Source organism: Nocardia sp. NPDC058058, from assembly GCF_042885355.1.
GTDB lineage: Bacteria > Actinomycetota > Actinomycetes > Mycobacteriales > Mycobacteriaceae > Nocardia.
Genome location: NZ_JBHVSA010000001.1, coordinates 2915787 through 2934703, shown reverse-complemented (window position 1 = coordinate 2934703; position 18917 = coordinate 2915787). Strand labels below are relative to the sequence as shown.

The following is an 18917-nucleotide window of genomic DNA, read 5'->3' as shown; positions in this document are numbered from 1 at the left end:
CGGAGGGTGACATGAATAGTGGTTCCCCGCAATCGTGTTCGGCCCCGACCACGGTCGGGCTCCGGGTGTCCGCCACGCCGGATCAGCTGGTCATGCTGCGCGCTCTCGCCGAAACCGTCACCTATATAGCGGATTTCGGCATCGACGAGGTCAGCGATATCCGGCTCGCCCTGGATGAGATCGCCACCGTGGTGATCGGTGCGGCGGTGCCCGGCTCCACCCTCGACTGCGACCTGAGCTATGACGAGCACGGGCTGTCCGCGCGCATCGCGGCCGTCACCGCCGCGATGGTCGACGCGGACGGCCGCGGGCTCGGCTGGCATATCGTGCGCACCCTGACCGACACCCTCGAGATCGACCAGGGCCCATACGCCATCCCGCAGCGCGGGTACCCCATCGTCATCGAATTCCGGCGACTGCGCCAGCACGCGCGAGGACCCGGCCGACCGCATACCTAGGCGAATCCATGAGCAGTGACACCGGCGGCACCCCGGCGGACCCCTTCCTACACCCGGCCTTCTTCTATCGCGACAGCGATGAATACCTGGCGGGCACAATGGAATTCATCCGCGGCGGGCTGGCGAACGCCGAACCCGTCGCGGTCGCGGTGCCCCCGGAGAATCTGGCACTGCTGCGCGATGCGCTCGGTGCGGACGCCGCGGCGGTGCGACTGCTCGATATGTCCGTCGCGGGACGCAATCCGGGCCGGATCATTCCGGGCGTACTGCGCGCCTTCACCGATCGCCATCCGAACACGCGGGTGCGGATCATCGGCGAACCGATCTGGGCCGGACGGTCGGCCCTGGAGTATCCGGCCTGCGCCCAACACGAGGCGCTGATCAATACCGCGTTCGCGGGGCGCGCGGTGACGATCCTGTGCCCGTACGATATCGCGCGACTCGATCCCGGGGTGGTGCGGGACGCCCTCATGAGCCATCCGACCAGCATCGACACCGGCATCGAAAAGGTCAGCCCGAGTTACGATCCCGGGCGCGTCGTGGCGGCCTACAACCAGGCGCTGCCCGCACCGCCGACGGGTACGGACGTCCTGGACTTCGATGAGGCGTCCCTGCCCGGCATTCGGCACACCGTCACCGAGTTCGCCCGTGCTGCCGGACTGAGCGCCGAACGCGGCCTCGACCTGGAACTGGCGGTCGCCGAGGCGACGACGAATTCCGTGGTGCACGGCGGCGGCCGCGGGATTTTCGCGCTGTGGACGGTGGGCAGGCAGATCGTCTGCCAGGTCCGCGATCGGGGATATATCTCCGATCCGCTGGCCGGGCGCATTCCGGCCCCCGGACTTCGGCGCGGCGGCCGCGGGCTGCTGCTGGTGAATCAGCTGTGCGATCTGGTCCGCATGCACACCACCCCGCTGGGCACCACGCTGCAAATGCATTTCGCCCGGTGAGGGCGCGCCTACTCGTGCGGTGAATCCTCGACTGCCAGAGCCGCTTCCAGCGTCTCGTAGACATCGAGCAGCTCATCCAGCCCGGTCAGTTCGATGGGGCGGCGCACCGGGAACGACCCGACCACGCGCACCGTGCGATCACCGGCGGTCTCCAGCGCCTGCACCAGCACACTGAGCCCGGCGGAACCGAAGAATCCGACCTCGGACAGATCCAGCACGATCAACTCGGCGCCGGTGGCCAATGCCTCGGCCACCGCGGCCGACAGCTTCGGCGCCGACACCATATCGACCTCACCGGCCGCGGCCAGCACCACGGCTGCCCCGGCGGATCTGGTCTGCACCGTGAGTTCACGGGTTTCGCTGCTCACCGAGCGTTCCCCTGTCGCACCGTCACGTCGCCACCTCCGAAAACACATTTGGGCGTCGCACGACCGGGTTTGGTCCCGCCGACGCGGTAACACTACCCGTGTGACGGGATCTCCAGCAAAGGTACGCAACCGATTTCGCGGACAACATATTTTCGGGGCGGGCGGTCGCGTTTTCCCGCGCCGACCGGGGTCCGAAGAGCGTGTCGCCCGGGCCGATCAGAAGTAGTGGCTGCGCCCGCCGATCGGCCGCCCGACCGCGCCGAGCAGCATCAGCACCGCGCCGGCGACGAGCAGCACCACGCCGACGGTCGTCAGAATCGGAATGCCGAGCAGGATTCCGGCGAGCAGGACGATGATTCCCAGGACGATCATGAGAAATCCTTTGTGCGGGTGAATATGACACCCACGCTGTTCCCGGCAAACCGGTCGTCAAACCCGTGATCATCGCCGGGTGTGCGTCATGCGGCGGTACCGCCTCATCGCACCAGCCTGCCCAGCAGCGCCGCGGAGGTCGCGACACCGATCGCGGCGGCGACCGTCAGCACACCGAAGTCCAGCCAGAGATCGGCGGGGGTGCCGATGAGCAGCCCGCGCAGTGCGTCGACCTCGTAGCTGAGCGGGTTCACCCGGCTCACCGCCTGCAACCAGCCCGGCATGAGATCGGTCGGGTACAGCGCGTTCGAGGCGAAGAACAGCGGCATGGTGATCGCCTGGCCGATACCCATCAGTCGATCCCGGGCCTGCACCAGACCGGCGATGGTCATGGACAGGCAGGCGAAGAACGCGGTGCCCAGGAACACCGCGGGCACCGTCGCCAGGATGCGCAGCGGATTATCGGTCAGTCCGACGCCCATGAGCAGCGCCACTATGACGATCACCACGATCTGCGCGACCGCGCGAATGCCCGCGGCGAAACACTTTCCGGTGATCAGCGCCGCGCGCGGGGTCGGGGTCACCAGCAGTTTGGTGAGAATGCCCGCATCGCGATCCCAGATGATCTGGATGCCGTAGAAGATCGCGATGAACAGCGCCGACTGCGCGATGATGCCGGGCGCCAGGAAATCCAGATACGGCACCGAACCGGTGGGCAGGGTGTGCAGGCGCGCGAAGGTGGTGCCGAAGATGACCATCCACAGCACGGGTTGTATTGCGCGGGTGAGGATCTCGGTTTGATCGTGGCGCAGCTTGCGCACCTCCACCAGCGCGAAGGTGCCGATCCGGGAGGCCAGCCGGGGGATACGCCGCCAGCCGCGCGGGGCCAGGATCGGGGTGAACGCGGGCTGTTCAGCCCATACGGGCGGCCGAGCGGCGAGTGCTTCGGACATTGCGCATGGCTCCTTCGGTGGTGTCTTCGAGCTGTTCGCCCGCGTAATGCCGGAACACGTCTTCCAGGGTGGCCTCGGGTCCGACGGCCGCCTTCAGCTCCGCGGGGGATCCGGTGGCGCGCAGAATTCCCTTGTGCAGCAGTGCGACTCGATCGCACAGCGCGTCCGCCTCGGCCATGTAGTGGGTGGTGAGCAGCACGGTGGTGCCGTACTCGGCGCGCAATTCGGCCACCCGCTGCCACACGCTGTCGCGCGCGATGGGATCCAGGCCCACGGTCGGTTCGTCCAGCACCAGCAGTGCGGGCCGGTTCACCAGTGCCTGCGCCAATTCCAGGCGGCGGATCATGCCGCCGGAGTAGCCGCCCGCGAGCCGATCGGCCACCTCGGTCAGATCCATCGCCTCGAGCGCTTCGCTCACCCGGCGGGCGCGATCCTTGCGCGGCAGATCGTAGAGCCGGGCGAACCAGTCCACATTCTGGCGACCGGTCAGCCCGGCCTCGATCGAAAGCTGCTGGGGCACATAGCCGAGGTTGTAGCGGACATCGGCGGCCCGGGTGCGCACGTCCAGTCCGAAGATCCGCACCGCGCCGGATTGGATCGGGGTCAGCGTGGTGATCAGTTTGATGGTGGTCGATTTGCCCGCCCCATTGGGGCCGAGCAGGCCGAACACCTCACCGCGCGCGATGCTGATGCTCAGGTCGTCGACGACGGTATGGCTGCCGTAGCGATGGGTCAGGCCCGCGCATTCGACGGCGGGCGGGGAGTCGGTCATCTGCTGTCGCCTCGGTTCTGCTCGTAGTCGTGCAGCACATCGGTCAGCCGGGCCATGGCCCGCAGTCCGGCGTGCAGTTCGTCCCGCTCCGTCGCGGTGAGTTGTTCGAAGGCCCGCGCCACCACCGTGATTCGCTGCTGCCGCGTGGCATCGGCGATGCGCTGGGATTCGGGGGTGAGCGATAGGCGCATGGTGCGCCGGTCCCGCGGATCGGGTTCGCGCACCAGCAGTCCGGTCTTCACCAATTCGGTGACCAGGGTGGAGACGCTGTTGGCGGCCGAACCCAGTTCGGCGGCCGCCTCTTTCACCGAGATGCCGGGCCTGCGGCCGACCAGGCGCAGGAATTCCGATTGCGTGCCGGAGAGCGCGGGCTCGTCGAAGGTGCGCCCGGCGAGTCGGCCGACCTGGCGGCGCAGTCGTCCCATGGAGCTGAACAGCAGGCTGAACAGTTCGGCATCGGCGTCATCGGGGTGTGGGTCGGCCATGCCCTCGATAATACCTCTGTTTCAGAGGTATTTCAGTTCGTGCGCGCGGCATACCCCAGCGGGAGCTTGTTCGGGGGCCGATCGATGACGGTGTCGTCATCGGGTGCGCACCGCTCCAGGAAGGTGACCTGCCCGGTGGAGGAGACCAGGGTCAGGGGATAGGTCGGCCCGCGTTCGCGGTCGGCGATGATGGCGTCGGCGTTGTCCTCGTAGAGTCCGAGGGTGCTCTCGGGATAGTCGAGCATCCACTGCGGATAGGTGATCGTGGTGTGCACGCGCCGCTCGTCCAGCCACAGGATGACGATGGTGGTGGTCCCGGTCGGCTCCACCCAGGCGAGCTTGTACAGATCCGCGCCCAGCCGGACCATTTTGGCCGGTTGATTCTTCGACCAGCGGCCGAACATGGGCCCGATCAGGCAGCGGAATTCCACCGTCTCCGCGTTGCGCACGTACAGCTCGTATTTCCAGCCGTTGTCGTAGGCGTAGATGAGATGACTGCCGATGAGGCCGGACAGATCGCCGGTGGCGGGTGAGCTCGACGGGATGGACGTGCCTGCGCTCATCGGTAGCTCCTCGGGTCGGAAGGCTTCCCTGCGAGTTTCGAGTTCCGCTGGCCAGCGTAACCGCGAAAGTCCCGCGGCCTGGGGTTTTCCCGGTCGAGCCGGGGGTGGTGCTGGACGCGCTGGCTAGAACGTGTTCCTGTTATCGTCGAGCCGGCGTCGCGGGCATGGCTGTGGCGCAAACGAAAGTCCTTGGGAGGGAAGCGCTATGCCGTTCGTGACCACCGGTGACGGAGCCGCCGTGCACTATCTGGACACCGGCGGCGACGGCCCGGCCGTCATCCTGGTGCACGACATCCTGCTCGACGCCTCCCAGTGGCAGCCACAGCTGGCCGCGCTGACGCCCGACTACCGGGTCATCGCCGTCGACACCCGCGGCCACGGCGAAACCCGCGATCCGGGAACGCCCTTCGACTACCCGCGGCTGGCCCGGGACTGCTGGAGCGTCGCCGATGAGCTCGGACTCGACGCGGTCGTCCTCGGCGGTCTGTTCCACGGCGGCATCGTCGCCCTCCATGCCGCCCTGCTCGCACCCGCCCGGGTACGCGGCCTGCTGCTCATCGGCACCCGCGCCGACGCCTACAACCCCGAGGAATACGCCGGGTACAAGTCGATCCTGCTCAAGCAATGGGTGCTCGGGACCGAACCGCTGGAGCCGATCGCCCGGCTCATCGCGGAACAGATGATCGGCGGTGACCGGGAGCAGCGCCGCTACTGGCTGGAGAAGTGGGAGCGCTCGGACCGCCGCCGTCTGGAACAGGCCATCATCGCGCTGCTCGAACGCGAGGGCATCGAGGACCGCATCGATGGGATCACCGCCCCGGCGCTGCTGCTGCACGGTGCCGGCGATGTGGTGCACACCGAGATCCGCATGCGGAAACTGGCCGGGCAATTGGGTGGGCCGACCCGCGTCGAGACCATCGAGGCGGACGGGGCCACCCACACCATCACCTGGACCCACCCGCACCTGACCGATCCGCTGATCCGCGAATTCCTCGACGCGCTCTAGGAATCCTGGGCTTCGGCGGTCCAGCCACCGGCCAGAATCAGCGCGGGGAGGGCGTCGCGCGCGGCGGCGACGACCGCGGGCCAGTGCGCATCGGCCAGGTAGTGCGCGTCGGCGCTATCGCCCAGGCGCTCGATCAGCGGATCGAGCACCGCGCCGAGCGCGCGCAACCGGGTGATCTCATCGCCCGCGATGAGCACATCGCCGATCATGTCGTCCGGATCGGGCAGTACCCGGCAGTCGTCGTACAGCACATGGATATTGGCGTCCAGATCATCGACGAGGGCGGGATCGGGGAGTATCCGATCGATCCAGACCCGCCGCTGGTACTGCGGATCCGCCAGCGTCGCAACGGCATCGATCACGGCGCTGCGCATATAGGGGAATCGGACCTTGCTCATGGATGATCCCAGGTCTTCCAGGTCAGCCACTCCGACAGCGGGATATGCGCTTCCGCGGTCTTGGAGGGTTTGGGCGCGATGATCGGATTGCCGAACCTGTCGATGATACGACCGTTCACATTGACCACCACGTGGTCGACCTGCTGCGACGGCAATTGATTGTTCGGATCGCCCTTGTCGATTCGAATGGAATTGCCCTTGTTGTTCGGATCCGCCCAGCGCACGCCGGGTTTCGCATCGCGTCCGGCCCGGCCCGTCTTGCTGTTGGCCGACGGGCTGCCCCAACCGCTCGGCACCTTCTGCGTCGCGCCCGGGGCCAGCCAATCGGTGTTCGGAGCGGGTGGGGTGCTCGGCTTCGACCGGTCGCCGAGCGCGGTGCGCGCGGCGGTCCAGTCGTCCTTGGACAGCTTGCCGCCCGCCGCGGTGTAGTCGTTCCAGTCGTCGGCGATGGTCACCGGGATCTCCGGCGATATGCTGCCCGAATTCGCGCCGCGCCCCTGCACCTGATCCTTGAGCGCCCGCACCTGCTCCGGGTCCAATGCCCGGATGATCACCTGGGCGGAGGCGTTGATCGGCACGGTGGTGCCCGCGCGAATGCGATAGGCGTCGTAGGTGGCAGTGCAGCGCAGGGTGACCGAGCTGTTCGGGGCCATGGTGCCCGAGCCCGCACAGTCGGGTCCGGTCGCGATGGGCACCGACGAGGTCACCGACACGGTGTACTCGTAGGCGATCGTCTTGATCACGATGTCCGGTGCGGTCTTGACGGTGTTCTTGATCGTGAATTCGACGGTGCAGGTGCCCAGGCACGGATTCTGTACGAAGCGCCCGTTCAGGGTGCCGTCCAGGGCGACCCGCGAATCGACGGCCTTGTCCAATCCGTCTATGCGGCCGGGCAATTGGGCGTAGATGTCCCCGGCGTCATCGGATTGCAGCGGTTCGGTGTCGAGGGTGAACTCCGGCAGGTCCGGATCCCCGGACATTGGATCCGGATCGGTATCGCTCACCACCCGATCGACGATCGGATCGCTTTGCCGATCGCCGTCGGCGCTCGTGGTCGGCGTTGCCCCGCCCTGGCGCACGCCCCGGACGTAGGTGGTGATGCCGCCGCTGGTGATCGGCGTGGATTCGTGATCGCCGATGGTCACCGGCGTACCGACGCGAATCGGCTTGTCCCGGACCGCGTTCGGATCCAGCGCCAGGGCCAGCCGTGCGGGCGCGAGCGTGCTCGCCAGATCGACGCCGAACAGATCCGGTCCGATCAACACCGGATGATCGGCGTAATCCCCGGCATTGTCGGCATCCAGTCCGAGCGAGATCCAGGCGCTCTTGTCGCCGGTGAGGAATGACTTGCCCCCGACACCGAGATAGTCCAGTCGCGCGCTGTCGCGCACCGAGACCGTTCCGGTGGCATCCCCGACATTGGTGACCGTGAGATCCACGTGCAGCCCGGATCGCCCCAGCGGCGTATTGGTCAGCGTCCCGGTGTAATGCACCGCGGCCGTATGCAGCATCCGCACCTGTGCGGTGGCCAGTGCGGTCCGCCCGCGCTGTTCCGGGGTCGAACCGCTGTCGCCGCCCGATCGCACCACCAGCGCGGTGATACCGAGCGCCAGCACCAGCAGAATGACAAGGCCCGCAATGATTATCGGCGTCTTACCGCCCCGGCGGGCCGGAGGCGGCGTGAAATACGCCGGTTGCGGACCGTATCCGTACGGCGGCCCGCCGTAGGGCGCACCCTGCGGCGGTGGCGCGAACGGCTGCGGCTGCGGCATGCCGTAGCCCCCGGCATTCGGTTGCGGGGCATAGGGATTCGGCGGTGCGCCGTATCCGGGCGGCATCGTGCCCGGCGGCTGTTGCCAACCGGCCGCGGGTGCCGCGCCTTGCCAACCCGGTGCTGCGCCTTGCCAACCGGGTGCCGCGCCTTGCCAACCGGGTGCTGCGCCTTGCCAACCGGGTGCTGCGCCTTGCCAACCGGGTGCTGCGCCTTGCCAACCGGGTGCGGGTTGCCCCGGTTGAGGTGGACCCGGTAGCGCCCCGGAATTCTGTCTGTCCTCGGACTCCGGCATACCCCCTCCTTCTCGGCGCGGCCCCCAATGCTCCGCCCCGAATGTGCCTGCGTCTGAGGCGATCCTAGGGCGGGGCGGCGGGTCCGGCAGCGTCGAGCGGTTCGGGTGGCCGCCGAAAACGATCCATCCGGGTGACCCGGCCGAATATTGGAGGGCCGGAATCGGGTTCGAGATCGCAGGAGGCGGGCGTGGACGACAAGACGCTGTTCATCGAGATGCGACGGGCGGAGCTGGCGTCCAATGACGCCGAGGAGACCATCGCCTATGTGACCGAGATGTACGCGGACAATCAGCTCCGGTTCCATCGCGCCGCGCCGCGGTCACAGGTGCGCACCAACACTGCGGTGTGCGAGCAGATCATGGCGACCAAGATTCGCAGCACACTCGGCTACAGCTGCCGGATCGAGCCGATTCGCGACCATGTCTACTTCCAGCGCACCCTGGGCGGGCGCATCCGATTGCGCGGGGACGGGCATGATCTGCGCCAGCAGCGCAATGAGCTCGCGGTGTATCCGATCGGGTCGACCATCCTCACCGATTGCGAGAGCCATGACACCAACCTGCTGCATATTCCTTACGGGGAGTTGGCCGATGCCGCCGCGCAATCCGGAATCGACACCGGCGCTTTCCGATTCACCTCCCTGGTGCCGATAGACGCACGCCGGGAACGCATGTGGGGCAGGCTGTTCGATCTGGTGCACCACGAGGTCACCGCACCCGATTCGGTGCTCACCGAACTGATCGTGCAGAACCTGACCCGCACCCTCGCGGCCACCGCCCTGTCGGTCTTCCCGAATACGGGGATGGACGCGCAGCCGCGACGCGGTCCGGGCGCGGTACCGGCGACGGCGCTGCAGCGCGCGGTCGACTATCTGCGGGCCAATCCGCTGTCGCCGACCACCGTGACCGAGCTCGCCACGCACGCCGGAACCAGTCCGCGCGCACTGCAATACGCGTTCCGGACCGAATATCAGATGAACCCCATGGACTATCTGCGACAGCTGCGGCTCGAACATGCCCGCCAGGATCTGCTGGCCGCCGAACCCAGTGATGGCTACACCGTCGCAATCGTCGCGGCTCGGTGGGGATTCGGAAATCCGGGGCGATTCGCCCAGCACTACAAGCGCGTCTTCGGTCATCCGCCGAGCCAGGCTTTACGGCACTGACCCGGTTGATCGCCGCGCTGAAAGGCGCTCGAACCCTTCCACCCCGCTTGACCTCGCGTGTCGTTCGCAGCGTGCTGGCGCATTCGCAGCAATCCTTAGTGGTCGTCAGCTCCGACTACTGCGCGAGCGAAACTTCGAGCGAAGGAGAAGGGTTTACGTGGAGGTCGTCGCAGTTCTGGATCCGGTCGCCCATGCCCTGTCGGTGGTCGGTCGCCGCTATCGCGTCGCCGACCATTACGAGGTCGGGCGCGAGAAGGTGCGGGAGTACGCCCGCGCCGTACAAGATGCTCATCCGGTGCACCGGGTGGAGAGCGTCGCGGCCGAGTACGGCTATCCCGGGCTGGTGGCCTCGCCGACCTTCGGCGCGCTGCTGGTCGGCGCGGTGCAGGACGCGCTCGGCGAGATTCTCACCGGTTACGACCTCAGTTCGACGATGCAGACCGACCAGACCTTCGACTATCTGCGCCCGATCGTCGTCGGCGACCGCCTCACCAGCAATGTCTCCCTGCACTCGTTCCGGCAGGCCTTCGGCGGCGATCTGCTGGTGGTCGAGAACATCGTCACCAACCAGCACGAACAGGTCGTCCTCACCGCGCGCACCGGTCTGATCGCCCGCTCCGCGCCGTCCGAGTCGAATGCCGGAATCGTGGAATCGCTGTCGAAGATCATGCGCCAGCCGACCCCGCGAACCCGCGTCGTGACCCTCGCCCCCGAGCTTGCCGAGCCCTCCCGCACTCCCGTACCGCCGAATATCCGCACCCGCGCGGCACGTTCGGTGACCGAGGGCGATCGACTACCGGACCGCGTCGTCGACCTGACCCTCGGCGATCTGGTCAACTACGCCGGCGTCGCCGGAGACACCAACCCGATCCACTGGCACGGCGCCGCCGCCCGCCTGGTCGGCCTGGACGGCACCGTGGCCCACGGCATGCTGACCATGGCCCTGGCTGCGGGATTCGTCACCGATTGGGTCGGCGACCCCGCCGCCCTGCGCCAGTACAGCGTCCGCATGACCAGCCCGGTCCCCGTCACCGCCGACGGCCCCAGCACCATCGAATTCCAGGGCCGCGTAAAACAATTCGACCCCGGCACCGATCAAGCGGTCATCGCCCTCACCGCCACCCACGCGGGCCGCAAGATCTTCGGCCGCGCCACCGCCACCGTACAACTCTCCGACCAGCCCGAATAGGCCGAAACCGGCTGCCGGATCGCCGCCCGTACCGCGCGGGCGGCGCCGGCGTGCCGCGTGGGCGGGGCAGCTGTCCGAACAGGTCGACCGATGTTGTCTATCCCTTCCCATTCTCTTGAACACCTATTCGCGCACAGTCTGTTAACGTCCCGTCCCAGTGTTATCGGCGTGAATTCGATTGGGGCAAGGCATGATTAACGGTGGACCGACTGTCAGGTCGACTGGCGCGCGAGATAGCGGAGAGCCGAGCGCCGCACCGGCACCTTCCCCGCGTAACCCCGGGACGATGTGGCTGGTCGGCGGGGCGGTCGCCGCCGTAGTGCTGATCGGTGGCGTTATTGCGGTCGTCGTCGCCAATTCGGATTCCTCCTCCGATAAGACCGCGGCCAAGACGATCACAGAACTGCCCGATCAATGCAGCCTCATCTCCCCGGAAACCCTCTCCGCCATCGCCCCCGGCGCGGGTTGCCGCACACAGGCGTTCACCGGTAAATCGATTTCGGTATCCCCGACCTGGACGGTGGAATCGGGCAGGAACGATCCCACCGCGATCAACGTGACGCTCACTCGCACAACCGAACCCAAGCGGATGTACGACGATGCCAAGGGCGCGGTCGACCTGTTCGATTCCGCGCACGATATCCAGATCTCGAACCCGCTCCAGATCGGCAACGCGGCGCAGGTGAGCGGCGGCAGATCCCGCATCAATCCCGCACTCTTCGAAGCCCGCGCGATCGGCCGCCTGGACAACGGCGCCGTGGCAACGGTGACCTTCACCTCGGGTATCGACGCGGCCACCGCGGTGGACGGCGCGTCCCGAGCCCTATCGGACGCACTCGGAAAGCTCCACTGACGAGATGGCGAACGCGGGTGGAAGGCGCGAAAAGAAGCCACCGTTCGACAAACTGGTACAGCCCAGGGATCACTTCCTGCGCCTGATGCACGAACTCGACACCACCGCGCGTGTGGTCGGAAAAAGCCGTAGGGAAATTGCGGAGGCGGTCCATACCAGCCCCGCGACCCTGGCCAAATACTTTCGCGGCGACCGTGAGATGCCCAACTCGGTGCTGGTCGATATCTGTAATGAGCTGGGTATGCCCAAAGCGTTGGCAAAGAAGATCGCCGCGGCCGTACTGCCCGGGCTGGTGCCGGACGAGACCGGGAGCTGGCCCCCGCAGTTCGCGCCGGGCGATATCGCGCTGCTGGAATCGATTTCGGGTCCCGCCTACTTCGCCAAGAACCCCGAGGGCCGCATTATGGCCACCAATAAGTCGTTCAAGGAGTACTTCCCCTGGATGCCGGTGCCGTCGGAGGGAAATCCCGTCGATATGCCCGTGCAGTTGTTCACCAACCCCGGTGCACGTGAGTCGTTCGGCGACTCCTGGGAGTTGATTGCCGGACGGTCCGCGATGTGGTTGATGATCTTCTGCCCCGCGGTGGTTCCGGCGGAGCGAATGGCGGAGATCTTCGACCTGTGCCGCCGGAATCCCGAATTCGAGAAGATGATGTCGGTCATGCCGACCGAAGCGGAGTTCTCGGACATCGTGCTGTCGGTGAAATGTCCCGACGGGGTGCGCCGCGAGCACGCGGTCAAATCCCTGGGGCAGGACTGGCCCGATCCCGCGGCGTGGAGCCTGCACACCATGACCTGTCTGGAACCGTGAGCGATTGCCGCCCGGGGAATACCCGGCGGTGGCCGGTGGGTTGCACCGCTGAGGGGATCCCCTGAGATTTCGCAGGTCAACGATGGGTTAGGCTCTATCGGTTATGAAGTCGGCTTTCCCGGGTCCGGTCGGTGCCCAGACGGTCTACCTCGATCACGCGGCCACTACACCTATGTTTCCGGTCGCTGTCGAGGCGATGACCGCTGTCCTGGGGGCCGGTGGCAATGCGTCGTCGCTGCACGGGTCGGGGCGGGCGGCGCGGCGGTTGCTGGAGGAGTCGCGGGAATCGATCGCGGCGGGGCTGGGGGCGCGGCCCTCGGAGGTGATCTTCACCTCGGGCGGCACCGAGAGCGACAATCTGGCGGTCAAGGGCATCTACTGGGCGCGGCGGGACGCCGATCCGGTGCGCACCCGGATTCTGGTCAGCTCGGTGGAGCATCACGCGGTGCTCGATACCGTGGAGTGGCTGGAACAGCATGAGGGTGCGCAGGTGACCTGGCTGGAGGCCGACGCCGAGGGCGTCATCTCGCCGCGGGTGCTGCGCGACGCGCTGGCCGCGCATGCCGAGGACACCGCGCTGGTGAGCGTCATGTGGGCCAATAACGAGGTCGGCACCGTACAGCCGATCGCCGAATTGGCGGCCGTGGCACAGGAATTCGATGTGCCCATGCACAGTGACGCGGTGCAGGCGGGTGCGCAGCTGCCCATCGATTTCGGCCGGAGTGGTTTGGCCGCCGCGAGTTTCGCCGGGCACAAGGTCGGCGGGCCGCACGGTGTCGGCGTACTGCTGCTGGGCCGTCAGGTGTCCGCGGTGCCGCTGTTCCACGGCGGCGGGCATGAGCGGGATCTGCGCTCGGGCACCTCCGATGTGGCGGGCGCGGCTGGACTCGCCGCCGCGATTCGCGAAACGGTCGCCGGAATGTCCACGCGCACAGTAGAACTCACCCGGCTGCGGGATCGGCTCATACACGGCGTGCTCGCCGAGGTGCCCGAGGCCATTCTGAACGGGCCGACCGGTGACCGCCGACTGCCCGGCAACGTCCACTTCACGTTCCCCGGCTGCGAGGGCGATTCGCTGCTCATGCTGCTCGACGCCGCCGGGATCGAATGCTCGACCGGATCGGCCTGCAATGCCGGTGTCGCCGGACCCTCCCATGTGCTGCTGGCCATGGGTGTGGAACCGCGACTGGCGCGCGGGTCACTGCGATTCACCCTGGGACACAATTCGACCGACGCCGATATCGACGCCCTGCTGGCCGCGCTGCCGCAGGTCGTGGATCGGGCGAAGGCGGCCGGAATGGCCGGCGCGAAAGGAGGCTTCTAGAGATGCGAGTGCTTGCCGCGATGAGTGGTGGCGTCGATTCCGCGGTGGCTGCCGCGCGCGCCGTCGAGGCCGGACACGAGGTGGTCGGGGTACACCTGGCGCTGTCCGCGAACCCGGGCACGCTGCGCACCGGTTCGCGCGGCTGCTGCTCCAAGGAGGACGCCGGTGATGCCCGCCGCGCCGCCGACGTGCTCGGAATCCCGTTCTACGTCTGGGATTTCGCGGACCGCTTCAAGGAAGACGTGATCGACGATTTCGTCGCCGCGTACGCCGCGGGCGAAACCCCGAATCCGTGCCTGCGCTGCAACGAGAAGATCAAGTTCTCCGCGCTCGCGGATCGCGCGGTGGCATTGGGCTTCGACGCCGTCGTCACCGGGCATTATGCCCGCCTGGAAGACGGTGTGCTGCGCCGCGCGGTGGACGAGGACAAGGATCAGTCCTATGTGCTCGCGGTACTGACCGCCGAGCAGCTGTCCCGCGCCATGTTCCCGGTCGGCGACACCCCGAAGCCGCGCATTCGCGAGGAGGCCGCCGAACGCGGTCTCGCGGTGGCGAACAAGCCCGACAGCCATGACATCTGCTTCATCCCGTCCGGTGACACCCAGGCGTTCCTGGGCGCGAAGATCGGCATCCGCCCCGGTGCGGTGCTCGACTCGGACGGCACCAAGCTGGGCGATCACAAGGGCGTGCACGAGTTCACCATCGGTCAGCGCAAGGGGCTGGGCCTGCCCGGTCCGGCCGCCGACGGCAAGCCGCGCTACGTCACCGATATCGATTCCGAAACCGGCACCGTCCGTGTCGGTTCCGCCGAGGATCTCCAGGTCTGGACGGTGCTGTCCGATCGCGCCATCTGGACCTCCGGCGAAACCCCCGTCGGCGCGATCGACTGCGTCGCCCAGGTGCGCGCGCACGGCGGCACCGCCCCGGCGGTCGCCGAGGCCGTCGACGGCGGCCTCATCGTCCGCCTGCGCGAACCCCTCACCGGCGTCGCCCGCGGCCAGGCCGTGGTCCTCTACCTGCCCGACGCCACCGGCGATCAGGTCATCGGCAGCGGCACCATCACCGGCACCGGCCGCGAACCGCATTCGCCCGCAACCGAACTGGTTTCGGACAGCGCGCAGTGAGACCGGCCACGCGATAGCCGGCCGACGTACCGCACCCTGCCCCACCGGATAGTGCGGTGTGCGTTCGGCTGAAACGCACGACTGGATATCGGCGCGGGCGGTCGGCACCGCGATGTTCCCGGGTATCGCCCGGTGGTAACGTGCGCCGATCCCGGGCCTCGGCCTGTGCCGGTGCGCAGTGCCGGAAATCGAATCTGTAGGGCCGAGCGATACGGGGTACGTGGATGAGCGAGATCGAGAGCGGTTCCGGCGTATTACAGGGCGGCATCGCCACCGGCGTCGGTTCGTGGCCGGGCGCGGACCCCCGGGAGGCCGCCACCACGGTGGTGGGGGAGTTGGGCGCGCTGCCGCACCTGGTCGAACTGCCCGGGCGCGGTGTGGGTTCGGACATGATCGGGCGGGTCTCGGCGCTGCTGGTCGATATGCGCTTCGACAGCACCACGCGCGGCTATCGGCTCGCGGTGCGGCCCGGGGCGGTATCCCGGCGCGCGAACGATCTGCTTCGCGCGGATATGGACGCGCTCGAAGAGGCTTGGGAGACGGCGGGTCTCGCGGGTAGCGGGCGGCCGATCAAGGTGCAGGTCACCGGACCGCTGACGCTCGCGGCGCAGGTGGAGTTGCCGCTCGGGCATCGGGTGCTCACCGATTCCGGTGCGGTGCGCGATCTTTCGGAATCCCTCGCCGAGGGCGTCGCCGCGCACGCGGCGGAAATCGGTAAGCGGCTGGGCGCGGATGTACTGGTGCAGTTCGACGAACCGCTGCTCACCGACATTCTGGATGGCACCCTGCGCGGGGTGAGCGTGCTCAATACCGTGCGCGCCATGCCGGAACCGGAGGCGCTGCACATTCTCGACACCGTGATCGACGTGCAGTCCGGCCCGGTGCTGGTGCACACCTGCGCCTCGAAACCCGCCCTCGGGTTCCTGCGCCGAAGCAGTGCCGCCGCAATCGGATTCGATATGGCGACGATCGGCGTCAGGGATCTGGACCGGGTCGGCGAACTGCTCGACGACGGCAGGCATCTGGTACTCGGACTGGTGCCCACGACCGCTCCGGACAAGCCGGTCACCTGGCGTGAGATCGCCGAACCCGGTGTGCGCCTGATCGATCGGCTGGGCTTCTCCCGCCGTCTGCTGGCCGAACAGGTCCTGGTATCGCCCGCGTGCGGGCTGGCGGGCGCACCGCTGTCCTGGGCACGGCAGGCGCTGACCCTGGCCGCCGAGACCGCCGCCGTCTACGCCGACGAACCGGAGTCGATCAACTTCGAGTGAGCGGCAACGGCTTTCACTTCCAGCGCAATGCCGCACGGTTGCCTCCGGCCGTCTAGCGTCGACGGTGGCCCGCTGACTACCGCGGGCCGCGGGTCGAAATGGGGAGTCAATCATGACCGAAGCAGCAGCGCCGGTACCGGTTGCCGGGGTAGCCATGACCGCGATCGGCATCGCGGTGGTCCGGGCGCGCGAGAGCGAGCGCGCGGACCGGCTGTACAGTGATCCGTTCGCGCAATGGTTCGTCGACGCCGCCAAGCCGAGCTTCGCCGAGCGGTGGGATCAGCTCACGCCGGTGCTGGACCTGTTCTACCCGGCCCGCACCGTGGCCGTACGGCTGGTCGATGACCGGGTGGAAGCGGCTGTGCGCGAGGGGATTCGGCAGATAGTCGTATTCGGCGCGGGGCTCGACACCAGGGCGTTCCGGATGGATCTCCCGGCGGATACCCGATTCTTCGAACTGGATTTGCCCGAGACGTTCGAGTTCAAGGAACCCGTACTGACGCGAGGCGGTGCGACGCCGCGTTACGAAAGGCGGGTATTGCCGGTCGATTTGCGCGACGACTGGGCGCGAGCCCTGCCCGCGCAGGGATTCCGGCCCGATGAGCCGACGCTGTGGGTGGACGAGGGCGTCCTCGGATACCTGCTGCGGCCCGATGCTCGCCGGGTGCTGGCGACCCTTGCCGAATTGTCCGCGCCGGGAAGCCGTCTCGATCTCAGCACCTTCGCCGTGGACCCGAACAGCGGTGCGTTCCTGGCACTGCGGCGGCTGGTCTCCGGGGCCCAGGAGGGCGAGCCCGAGGCGGCCGGTCTGGGTGCGGATATCGAGGAGTGGTTGCACGAGCACGGCTGGGACACCACGCACCAGACCTGGGCCGAACAGGCCGCGTCCGTCGGCCGCCCGGACACCGACGGCGGTCCGGAGATCCGGAATATCGCCGCGGTCCGCCGCTGAGGCGTCGGTGGTGCCCAGGCGTCAGCCCTACCTCGCCGAAACCTCAGTTGCCGGGATTGCGCTGCTGCCGAGAGCCGAAGTACGGCCGCACGCCCGGATGCGCGAGCTGCCAGTGGTCCGGCTTACCCGCCGGATAGGTCACCGGAATCTGATCGCCGATGGCGGGCCACTGGTTCACGTCCCAGGCGAAGCGTCCGTACACCTCGTGCGCCACCACCATCGGCCCGGAAATGCTGCCGCTGATCGTCACATACTGCTCACCCGAGGCGTTCGGGAGCGGGCTCACCCCGGTCACGTACAGGAAGCCGGATTCGGGTTCGGCTATCGGCCCGCTGCCCCGGCCCCGCCGGAACATCGTGATGGTCGCGATCAGCGCACCACCGATCACCAGAATGAATAGCAGCTGCATGAGCATGGCATCCACTCTAGGCGCGTCCGGCGGCGCGCGCCGCCGGACAGTAGCTGAAGAGTTGCTTTGAATCGGGCCGTAGCGCTCAGTGCGGTTGCAGTTCGGAGGTCCCGATGGCGGTGCGGCGCATGCCCCACACCGTGGTGCGCTTGGTCTGCGAGCGCCCGTTGCCGCGATCGATCAGCGTGCGATTGGCGGTGGTGAACACCAATTGCGCGCCCTGGGTATTGGTTTCGGGATTCTGGAACAGTTGGATGAGGCTGTCCGCGGTCTCGGGCGTGAGCTGCGCGTCGATATCGTCGGCGATGAGCACCCCGCCGGTATCGAGGGCATCCAGCATGGGCGGCAGCAACCGCAGCATGGCCAGGGTGGAACTGGATTCGTCGGTGATGTCGAACGCGGTGTCGATGCCCTCGTGCACCAGGCCCAGTCCCACACCGCGCCGGTTGACCATGCGCGAGTACAGCGCGTCCCGCGCGGCGAACAGGTTGGAGAGTTCGCGCTGCAACAGCACGACGGTGATGCCGTGCTCGAGGAACAGCTCCTCGGCATAGCTCGCCGAGACCGTGCAGGACTCGATTTCCTTTGTGGTGGTGGCGATATCGTTGTCGAGGTCGCGTAGGTAGTCGCCGTACATGGGATCGTCGCCCGGCAGCAGCAGATCGGTGATGCCCAGATCGGCCGAGCGCAGCAGCGTCAGCAATCGCACCGCGTGATCGGTGGAGCGCGAGATGTGACTGCCCACCCGGTGTGCGATATCGGCCGAATCGGGCTGGCCGCACTGCACCTCCAGCAGCGACTGGAACCAGCGGTAGGCGGGGACCAGGGGTTCGGCGTACAACTGCCCGGACAGGCTCAGCAGCAAGGCATTCGGGCGCACCAGCGGCACCACTGCGCCCAGCCCGTAGCGCGCTGCCTCGAACATCGGCCCGATGCGAATATCCTCGCCCGCGCGCTCGAAGACGATGCGCTTGCGATTGTGCGGATGCGAATGCAGCCATTCGGCGCTCACATCGGCATTGTCGAGCCGGAAGCCGTAGGTGTAGGGGCAGCCCTCGGCCACGAACTGGGCGATGAATTCCGAAGGGCGGTCCGCGAATCCGAGGTGCGGGGTGCGCACCGGTCCGGAGAACGGGTCCCAGCCGGTGACGGAGTTGAGCACCGCGTCCCGCATCCGGTCGAGGGCGTCGACGAGGCTGGTCTTGCCGGTTGCGGCAGCGCCGTAGACGGCGGTGACGGGCGCGGCGACCGGGCCGTTGCCGCGGGTGAGCCGCAACTCCTGCGGTTCGGCGAGGGATCGGTGGTTCGCCACCTGAAAACTGCGCAACACCCTGGTCATCCTGCCGGTACGCGGGCGTTAAAGCGACTCGCCCGTATCGGACATGTTTCGCAAGAATGGATTTGGTTGACATGCATCCGAACGGTTG

Annotated in this window: 21 protein-coding genes; 11 read left to right on the top strand and 10 right to left on the bottom strand. The window is 67.5% G+C overall.

The features are described from left to right. The first annotated feature begins 11 nt into the window (after positions 1–11). Together ACFVUS_RS13690 and ACFVUS_RS13685 are read left to right on the top strand one after the other, a co-directional pair. Positions 12–458 (top strand): ATP-binding protein, encoded by a 447-nt coding sequence (locus ACFVUS_RS13690; RefSeq protein WP_387764813.1) that lies wholly within the window; start codon positions 12–14, stop codon positions 456–458. An 8-nt stretch (positions 459–466) separates the two neighbouring features. Then, on the top strand, positions 467–1408 hold the full coding sequence (locus ACFVUS_RS13685; protein ID WP_387764811.1) for an anti-sigma factor RsbA family regulatory protein: 942 nt from the start codon (positions 467–469) through the stop codon (positions 1406–1408). Positions 1409–1416: 8 nt separating this feature from the next. On the opposite strand, the gene ACFVUS_RS13680 is transcribed toward ACFVUS_RS13685, so the two are convergent. The 6 genes from ACFVUS_RS13680 to ACFVUS_RS13655 form a co-directional block, all read right to left on the bottom strand. Beyond that, positions 1417–1776 (bottom strand): STAS domain-containing protein, encoded by a 360-nt coding sequence (locus ACFVUS_RS13680; protein ID WP_387764809.1) that lies wholly within the window; start codon positions 1774–1776, stop codon positions 1417–1419. Between the two features lie 216 nt (positions 1777–1992). Continuing rightward, the gene (locus ACFVUS_RS13675; RefSeq protein ID WP_387764807.1) at positions 1993–2148 is read right to left on the bottom strand and encodes a DUF6131 family protein; all 156 of its coding nucleotides are present in this window, start codon (positions 2146–2148) and stop codon (positions 1993–1995) included. Positions 2149–2252: 104 nt separating this feature from the next. Beyond that, a complete protein-coding gene (locus ACFVUS_RS13670; protein WP_387764805.1) occupies positions 2253–3101 on the bottom strand; it encodes an ABC transporter permease in 849 nt (282 codons plus the stop codon). After that, positions 3061–3873: an ABC transporter ATP-binding protein gene (locus tag ACFVUS_RS13665; RefSeq protein ID WP_387764803.1), complete on the bottom strand. Its 813-nt coding sequence runs from the start codon at positions 3871–3873 to the stop codon at positions 3061–3063. The genes ACFVUS_RS13670 and ACFVUS_RS13665 overlap by 41 nt, the downstream gene beginning before the upstream one ends. Further along, positions 3870–4358: a MarR family winged helix-turn-helix transcriptional regulator gene (locus tag ACFVUS_RS13660; protein ID WP_387764801.1), complete on the bottom strand. Its 489-nt coding sequence runs from the start codon at positions 4356–4358 to the stop codon at positions 3870–3872. The genes ACFVUS_RS13665 and ACFVUS_RS13660 overlap by 4 nt, the downstream gene beginning before the upstream one ends. A gap of 32 nt (positions 4359–4390) precedes the next feature. Further along, on the bottom strand, positions 4391–4921 hold the full coding sequence (locus ACFVUS_RS13655) for a phenolic acid decarboxylase (protein ID WP_387764799.1): 531 nt from the start codon (positions 4919–4921) through the stop codon (positions 4391–4393). 205 nt (positions 4922–5126) lie between these two features. Here ACFVUS_RS13655 and ACFVUS_RS13650 point away from each other — a divergent pair, with 205 nt between their 5' ends. Beyond that, positions 5127–5927 carry an alpha/beta fold hydrolase gene (locus ACFVUS_RS13650; protein ID WP_387764797.1) on the top strand — a complete coding sequence of 267 codons (801 nt, stop codon included), beginning with the start codon at positions 5127–5129 and terminating at the stop codon, positions 5925–5927. Here the strand turns inward: ACFVUS_RS13650 and ACFVUS_RS13645 are convergent. Beyond that, positions 5924–6325 (bottom strand): hypothetical protein, encoded by a 402-nt coding sequence (locus ACFVUS_RS13645; RefSeq protein ID WP_387764795.1) that lies wholly within the window; start codon positions 6323–6325, stop codon positions 5924–5926. The two genes, ACFVUS_RS13650 and ACFVUS_RS13645, sit on opposite strands and share 4 nt — an antisense overlap. After that, positions 6322–8097, bottom strand: coding sequence for a hypothetical protein (locus ACFVUS_RS13640; RefSeq protein ID WP_387764793.1), 1776 nt, complete (start codon positions 8095–8097; stop codon positions 6322–6324). The genes ACFVUS_RS13645 and ACFVUS_RS13640 overlap by 4 nt, the downstream gene beginning before the upstream one ends. Positions 8098–8579: 482 nt before the next feature. Here ACFVUS_RS13640 and ACFVUS_RS13635 point away from each other — a divergent pair, with 482 nt between their 5' ends. From ACFVUS_RS13635 to ACFVUS_RS13600, 8 genes are all read left to right on the top strand, one after another. Further along, positions 8580–9557 carry a helix-turn-helix domain-containing protein gene (locus tag ACFVUS_RS13635; protein ID WP_387764791.1) on the top strand — a complete coding sequence of 326 codons (978 nt, stop codon included), beginning with the start codon at positions 8580–8582 and terminating at the stop codon, positions 9555–9557. A gap of 157 nt (positions 9558–9714) precedes the next feature. Continuing rightward, positions 9715–10746 (top strand): fused (3R)-hydroxyacyl-ACP dehydratase subunits HadA/HadB, encoded by a 1032-nt coding sequence (locus ACFVUS_RS13630; protein WP_387764789.1) that lies wholly within the window; start codon positions 9715–9717, stop codon positions 10744–10746. Positions 10747–11032: 286 nt separating this feature from the next. Beyond that, on the top strand, positions 11033–11599 hold the full coding sequence (locus ACFVUS_RS13625) for a hypothetical protein (protein ID WP_387764787.1): 567 nt from the start codon (positions 11033–11035) through the stop codon (positions 11597–11599). Between the two features lie 4 nt (positions 11600–11603). Next, on the top strand, positions 11604–12410 hold the full coding sequence (locus tag ACFVUS_RS13620; RefSeq protein ID WP_387764785.1) for a helix-turn-helix domain-containing protein: 807 nt from the start codon (positions 11604–11606) through the stop codon (positions 12408–12410). A gap of 103 nt (positions 12411–12513) precedes the next feature. Beyond that, positions 12514–13734, top strand: coding sequence for a cysteine desulfurase family protein (locus ACFVUS_RS13615; protein ID WP_387764783.1), 1221 nt, complete (start codon positions 12514–12516; stop codon positions 13732–13734). A gap of 2 nt (positions 13735–13736) precedes the next feature. Next, on the top strand, positions 13737–14858 hold the full coding sequence (gene mnmA, locus ACFVUS_RS13610; RefSeq protein WP_387764781.1) for a tRNA 2-thiouridine(34) synthase MnmA: 1122 nt from the start codon (positions 13737–13739) through the stop codon (positions 14856–14858). A gap of 224 nt (positions 14859–15082) precedes the next feature. After that, positions 15083–16129, top strand: coding sequence for a methionine synthase (locus tag ACFVUS_RS13605; protein WP_387764779.1), 1047 nt, complete (start codon positions 15083–15085; stop codon positions 16127–16129). Between the two features lie 112 nt (positions 16130–16241). Further along, on the top strand, positions 16242–17081 hold the full coding sequence (locus ACFVUS_RS13600) for an SAM-dependent methyltransferase (protein ID WP_387764777.1): 840 nt from the start codon (positions 16242–16244) through the stop codon (positions 17079–17081). Positions 17082–17124: 43 nt separating this feature from the next. Here ACFVUS_RS13600 and ACFVUS_RS13595 read toward each other — a convergent pair whose 3' ends face one another. Together ACFVUS_RS13595 and ACFVUS_RS13590 are read right to left on the bottom strand one after the other, a co-directional pair. Next, complete coding sequence (locus ACFVUS_RS13595; RefSeq protein ID WP_387765565.1) at positions 17125–17490, bottom strand: hypothetical protein; 366 nt, start codon at positions 17488–17490, stop codon at positions 17125–17127. A gap of 85 nt (positions 17491–17575) precedes the next feature. Next, positions 17576–18829, bottom strand: a complete 1254-nt coding sequence (locus ACFVUS_RS13590; protein WP_387764775.1) for an ATP/GTP-binding protein — start codon at positions 18827–18829, stop codon at positions 17576–17578. Positions 18830–18917: the final 88 nt, after the last annotated feature.